Below are 5403 nucleotides of genomic sequence, written 5' to 3'. Positions count from 1 at the left end.
GGCTGTAGGCGCCGGGATTGATGACGATGCCTGCAGCCTTCTCGCCGGCTTCCTGGATCCAATCGACCAGATCGCCCTCATGATTGGACTGGCGAAAATCGATCCCGAGCCCGAGCGCGGCGCCCGCCGCCTTGCAATCCTCTTCGATGGCCGCAAGCGTCTTGCCGCCATAAATTCCCGGCTCGCGTTTGCCGAGCGCATTGAGATTGGGACCGTTGAGGACGAAAATCGTTTTCAATATGCCGACCTTGTTTCACGCCGACCCCAAGCCGGCGCACTGGGCCTCTATAATGGGCATAGCCGCCCGCGAAAAGAGCGCAAGTGCGTTCTTACGCTGTCCACAGCGGCCGGCTTTTGTATCCGCAAGCGCCTACAGTGCGCTCTTGGCCTCTTCGATCTTTTCCGCCAGAACCTGCTGGCCGAGCGCTCCGAAGATCACCTCGTTGCCGACCACATAGGACGGCGTGCCAGTGATCGACAGTTTCGTCGCAAGGTCATAGGTGCGCGAAAGCGTCTCGGCGATGCGCGGATCCTTCATCTTCTCGCGCAGCGTCGCCTCATCGGCGCCGAGCAAAAGCGCCACCTTGATAGCGGTCGCTTCGGTGGCGCGGCCCTGGCCGCCGAGCAGCGCGGTGTGGAATTCGCCGTATTTCTCCGGATGCATCAGGTGGAACGCCATGGAGACGACGCTGGCCTTCTGCGAATCGGGGCTCAGGATCGGGAACTCCTTGAGGACGAAGCGCAGGTCCGGATCGGACTTGGTCAACGCCTGCATGTCCTCGATGGCGCGTTTGCAAAAACCGCAATTGTAGTCGTAGAACTCGACGATCGTGACCTTGCCCTTGGGGTTGCCGACGACGCCGTCGAACGTCGAGTTGAAGATCTCGTCCTTGGAATTCTTGATGACGCCGAGTGCCGCAAGCCGCTGCTCTTCCTTCTGCTTGGCCTCGAGCGCGTCCTGCACCTCGAGCAGCACTTCCGGGTTCTTCAAGAGGTAGTCGCGGATGATGCCCTCGACCTCCTTGCGATCGATCTTGGTATCGGCGGCCGCCTGGGTGTCGGCGGAGGACGTGACCTGGGCGACCTGCACGGTATCGGCCTTCGCGGCCTGCGGATTTCCCGCCACGAAACCGAAGGCCAGCATGCCGAGCGCCACCGCCAGGCCGCCGGCACTGCCAAGCAGGATTGCCTTGTTCATTATCGTCGTCCTTTTTCCTGTTCCGGTCCGCCTTCGTCGTCGCCGACGTCCGGGAGGTTCATTTGAGTTTGTTAGACGGTGTGTAGTTTATAATATCCTGAGCGCGCACCCAGCGGGGTTCGCCGCGCTTCAATTTCTGTTGAGCGCGCATGGCGAAGATCTTCGCATTCTTGTAGTCGCCCGCATAGTAATGGCCCTCTGCGGTGGCAAGATCGGCGGCCGGAATGTCGCCCTGTTCTCCATAGGCCTGCGCCAGGAAGCGATAGGCTTCGGCATTCTCCTTGTCCCGCCCGACGCCGTTGTTGAGCTGGACCACGGCCTTTTTCAGCGAATCGGGCGTGCCCACCGCCATCAGCGCCTGGCCGAGCGAGACCAGCAGCAGTCCGGAATGCGCGGGATCGAGGCTCACCGCCTTGGCATAGGCGTCCGCCGCGTCCTTCGGCTTGTTGGCCTTCATCAGGATATCGCCGCGCAGCTCCTGGAAATAGGGGTTCTTCGGCTGTTCCTTGATCAGCGCCGCCGTCTTGGTCAGCGCGGCGCCTGGATTGCCGTAAAGATAGGTCTGCTGCGCGTCGCCATAGCGCGAGGCGAGGCTGGTCGGATTCTTGCGCATCAGCCGCGCGACAGCCGCCTGGCCCTGCATATAGGCGGCGATCTTGATGCGCATCATGTCGTGCCGCTGCTGCAGCGCCGGCGGGTCGACAACATTGACGAAGGGGCTCTGCTTGACCAGCACTTCAAGGTTGGAGATGCGCTCCTGCGGCATCGGATGGCTGATCCGGTAGGGATCCACCTGGGTGCCGGCGAGCGACAGCGCGCTCTGGAAGCGGCCGAAGGTCTTCAGCATGCCCATGCCTGACTGGCCGGTGGCGTTGAGATAGGTGATCGCCGAGCGGTCGGCGGTGATCTCTTCGGTACGCTGATAGGCAAGGATCGAGCGCTGCGCCATCTCGCCGCCGGCGCCCGCCAGGCCCTTGCTGTTGGTGGTGGCGCCGGCGCCGAGCAGCGTGGCGATAATGGCCATTGTCTTGGCGCGGTCGAGCTGGTCGCGCAATTTCTGCTGATGTCCGCCCGCGATATGGCCGGCCTCGTGCGCGATGACGCCGATGATCTCGTTCGGCGTTTCGGCGGTCACCAGCGCGCCGGTGTTGACGAACAGGCGCCGCCCGGTGACGAAGGCGTTGAAACTCGGATCGTTGACCAGAACGATGTCGATGCCGTCATTGGCAAGCCCGGCGGCCTTGAAGATCGGCCGGGCATAATCGCGCACCAGCGCCTCGATCTCGGCGTCGCGCACCACCGGCACGCCCTGCGCGAAGGCGCTGACCGAGCCGGACACGGCAACGGCGGCGGCAAGCATAAGCGTCGCGAAGCCGCGCGCGGTTCGGCTGAGGGAGGTCGATCTGCCAATCGATGGTCGGAGTCGGCTCAACATAGGTCCACTGGTAGACGAGCGGGCGAAAGATGAAAAGTCGGCGCCGGCAACTTCCTGCGCGCTTGTGATCCCCACATCAATCGGGCATTTGTGCGGCGCTGTTCCTTTAACTAGGGCAGTTCAAGGACAAGTCTGCGCTGCTTGCGTCCGGAATTCACCGAAATAGGGCAGTTGGAAGAGGTCAAATGGTCGTTTCGCTTTCGCGCCGGGGGGAAGTCGAGCCCTTCCACGCCATGGACATCCTGGCCGAAGCCAACCGGCTGAAGGCCACCGGCGTGCCTGTGGTGTCGATGGCCGTCGGCCAGCCGTCGGATCCCGCGCCGGCCGGCGTCCGCGAAGCGGCGGCCGCGGCCCTCAGGCACGGCCGCATCGGCTACACCGATGCCTTGGGCCTGGCCGATCTGCGCAAGGCGATCGCCGAGCACTATGGCGAGCATTACGGGATCGATGTCGCGCCGTCGCGCATTGCCGTCACCACGGGGTCGTCGGCCGCCTTCAACCTCGCTTTCCTGGCCATGTTCGATCCGGGCGACCGCGTCGCCATCGCCGCGCCAGGCTATCCTGCCTACCGAAACATCATGGCCGCGCTCGGCATCGAGATCGTCGAGATCGAGCTCGGCACGGATGCCTATCTGCATGCCGATCACCTGAAGAGCGCGCATCGCGATAAGCCGCTGAAGGGTGTGCTGTTTGCCAGCCCCGCCAATCCGACTGGAGCGGTGATCCCGGCGGACGAACTTGCGGCCCTGGTGAAGACGGCGGAGGAACTCGGCATCGCCGTCATATCCGATGAAATCTACCACCGGCTGGCCTATGCGGCGCCCGATGTGACCGCGCTGGCGCATGGCGCCGGCGTGACCGTGATCAATTCCTTCTCGAAATACTATTGCATGACCGGCTGGCGCATCGGCTGGATGGTGCTGCCCGAGGAACTGGTGCGGCCGGTCGAGCGTATCGCCCAGAGCCTCTATATCTCGCCGCCGGAATTGTCGCAGATCGCCGCGATCGAGGCCTTCAAGGCCACGGAGGAGCTCGAAAAGGTGAAGGCGCGCTATGCCTGGAATCGCGACCTTCTGATGAAGCGTCTGCCCGAGCTCGGCTTTGCGTTGGCAGCACCCATGGACGGCGCCTTCTATGCCTTCTGCGATGTCACCCGCCACACCAATGACAGCATGGCCTTTGCGCGAAAAATGCTGGCCGAGGCGCATGTCGCGGCGACGCCAGGCCGCGATTTCGATCCGCAGCAGGGGCATCGCACCATGCGCTTTTCCTATGCCGGCAGCCATGAAGACATGGTCGAGGCGCTGGCGCGCATCGAACACTGGCTGAAATAGAAGCCATGCCGGAACTCGAGCAAGCATTGGCGGAAGTCGCCGCCGAAATGGCTGAACGCACCGATCGCGGCAAGGTAGCGACCTATATCCCGCAGCTCGGCAAGGTCGATCCGAAGAGGTTCGGCATCGCCGCCGTGACCAATGATGGCCGCGTCATCCTTGCCGGCGATGCCGATCAGCCCTTTTCCATCCAAAGCGTCTCGAAGGTCTTCACCCTCACGCTGGCGCTGGGAAAGGTCGGCGATGCGCTCTGGCAGCGCGTCGGCCGCGAGCCGTCCGGCAATCCGTTCAACTCGATCGTCCAGCTCGAACATGAGAACGGCATCCCGCGCAATCCGTTCATCAATGCCGGCGCCATAGTCGTCTCCGACGTGCTGCTCGCCGGGCATCAGCCGCGCGAGGCGATCGGCGAGATCCTGCGCTTCATCCAGTTCCTCGCCGATGACGAGACGATCATCATCGACCGCGAAGTGGCGGCGTCCGAGCGGGCGACCGGCTACCGCAACTTCGCCTTGGCCAACTACATGAAATCCTTCGGCAATCTTCATCATGAGCCGGAGCTGGCACTGGGCGTCTATTTCCATCACTGCGCCATCGCCATGAGTTGCCGGCAGCTTGCCATGGCGGGCCGGTTCCTCGCCAATAGCGGAAGGAATCCGGCGACCGGGCATTCGGTCGTGTCGGCCGAGCGGGCACGCCGTATCGGCGCGCTGATGCTGACCTGCGGCCACTATGACGGCTCCGGCGATTTTGCCTTCCACGTCGGCATCCCCGGCAAAAGCGGTGTCGGCGGCGGCATTTTGGGCATCGTGCCCGGCGTGGCTTCGCTGGCTGTTTGGTCGCCCGGCCTCAACGAGAACGGCAACTCCAAGCTCGGCTCCATCGCCCTGGAGAAGCTCGCACGGATGATGAACTGGTCGATCTTCGCGCCATAGGCAAGTCGATATTCAGGTGAGGCCGGCCTGCAAATGGCGGTTTCCTGCGCTTCCGGTGCTCACTCCGGTTCTCGGAACCAACCATTTTCGACTCGGCCTGATCTGAATGTCGATTTGCCTTGCGCTTCGGCAAACAAAAAATCCCGCGCCAGGTGGCGCGGGATCTTTGCAAAGAAATCAGTCCAACAATTTGAAAAGCTTAGAAGAAACCCTTGCGCTGCCACCAGCCTGCGCGCTTCGGTTTGTCCTCGGCCTTGGCCTCTTCGGACACGTTCGAGGAGACGACGGGAACAACCGGCGCATCGATCGACTGCGGCTTGCGCCGCGTCGGGTGGGCATTGGCGGCGGGCTCGGCCTCGGCCGCCGCGGCAGCCGCCGGCTCCGGCTCGACCGCCACGGGCGCGACCTGGGCTTCCGCCACAGATTCGGACACCGTCTCTGCCACGGCTTCCTCGGCGGCCTTCTTGGCGCGCGAACGGCGGGGGCTCTTTCCCTTTTTCA

At 63.3% G+C, this 5403-nt stretch carries 5 protein-coding genes and 1 pseudogene; 2 read left to right on the top strand and 4 right to left on the bottom strand.

What is annotated here, in order from left to right; genetic code table 11:
- The 3 genes from EOA27_RS20015 to EOA27_RS20005 form a co-directional block, all read right to left on the bottom strand.
- Window positions 1–238, bottom strand: a 238-nt coding sequence (locus tag EOA27_RS20015) for a type II 3-dehydroquinate dehydratase (RefSeq protein WP_127256956.1), incomplete at its 3' end; no start/stop codon positions are given.
- Between the two features lie 132 nt (window positions 239–370).
- Window positions 371–1198: a DsbA family protein gene (locus tag EOA27_RS20010; protein ID WP_126082840.1), complete on the bottom strand. Its 828-nt coding sequence runs from the start codon at window positions 1196–1198 to the stop codon at window positions 371–373.
- A 58-nt stretch (window positions 1199–1256) separates the two neighbouring features.
- On the bottom strand, window positions 1257–2633 hold the full coding sequence (locus EOA27_RS20005) for a M48 family metalloprotease (protein ID WP_127256954.1): 1377 nt from the start codon (window positions 2631–2633) through the stop codon (window positions 1257–1259).
- Between the two features lie 185 nt (window positions 2634–2818).
- Between EOA27_RS20005 and EOA27_RS20000 the strand changes: the two genes are divergently transcribed.
- A complete protein-coding gene (locus EOA27_RS20000) occupies window positions 2819–3967 on the top strand; it encodes an aminotransferase class I/II-fold pyridoxal phosphate-dependent enzyme (RefSeq protein WP_126082838.1) in 1149 nt (382 codons plus the stop codon).
- 5 nt (window positions 3968–3972) lie between these two features.
- Window positions 3973–4902, top strand: a complete 930-nt coding sequence (locus EOA27_RS19995; RefSeq protein ID WP_189343142.1) for a glutaminase — start codon at window positions 3973–3975, stop codon at window positions 4900–4902.
- A gap of 199 nt (window positions 4903–5101) precedes the next feature.
- On the opposite strand, the pseudogene EOA27_RS19990 reads toward EOA27_RS19995, so the two are convergent.
- A pseudogene (locus tag EOA27_RS19990) lies at window positions 5102–5403 on the bottom strand (ribonuclease E/G); the annotation flags it as partial.

The sequence above is a fragment of the Mesorhizobium sp. M2A.F.Ca.ET.037.01.1.1 genome, from assembly GCF_003998075.1.
Classification (GTDB): Bacteria; Pseudomonadota; Alphaproteobacteria; order Rhizobiales; family Rhizobiaceae; genus Mesorhizobium.
This window is presented reverse-complemented; position numbering and strand designations above follow the sequence as displayed.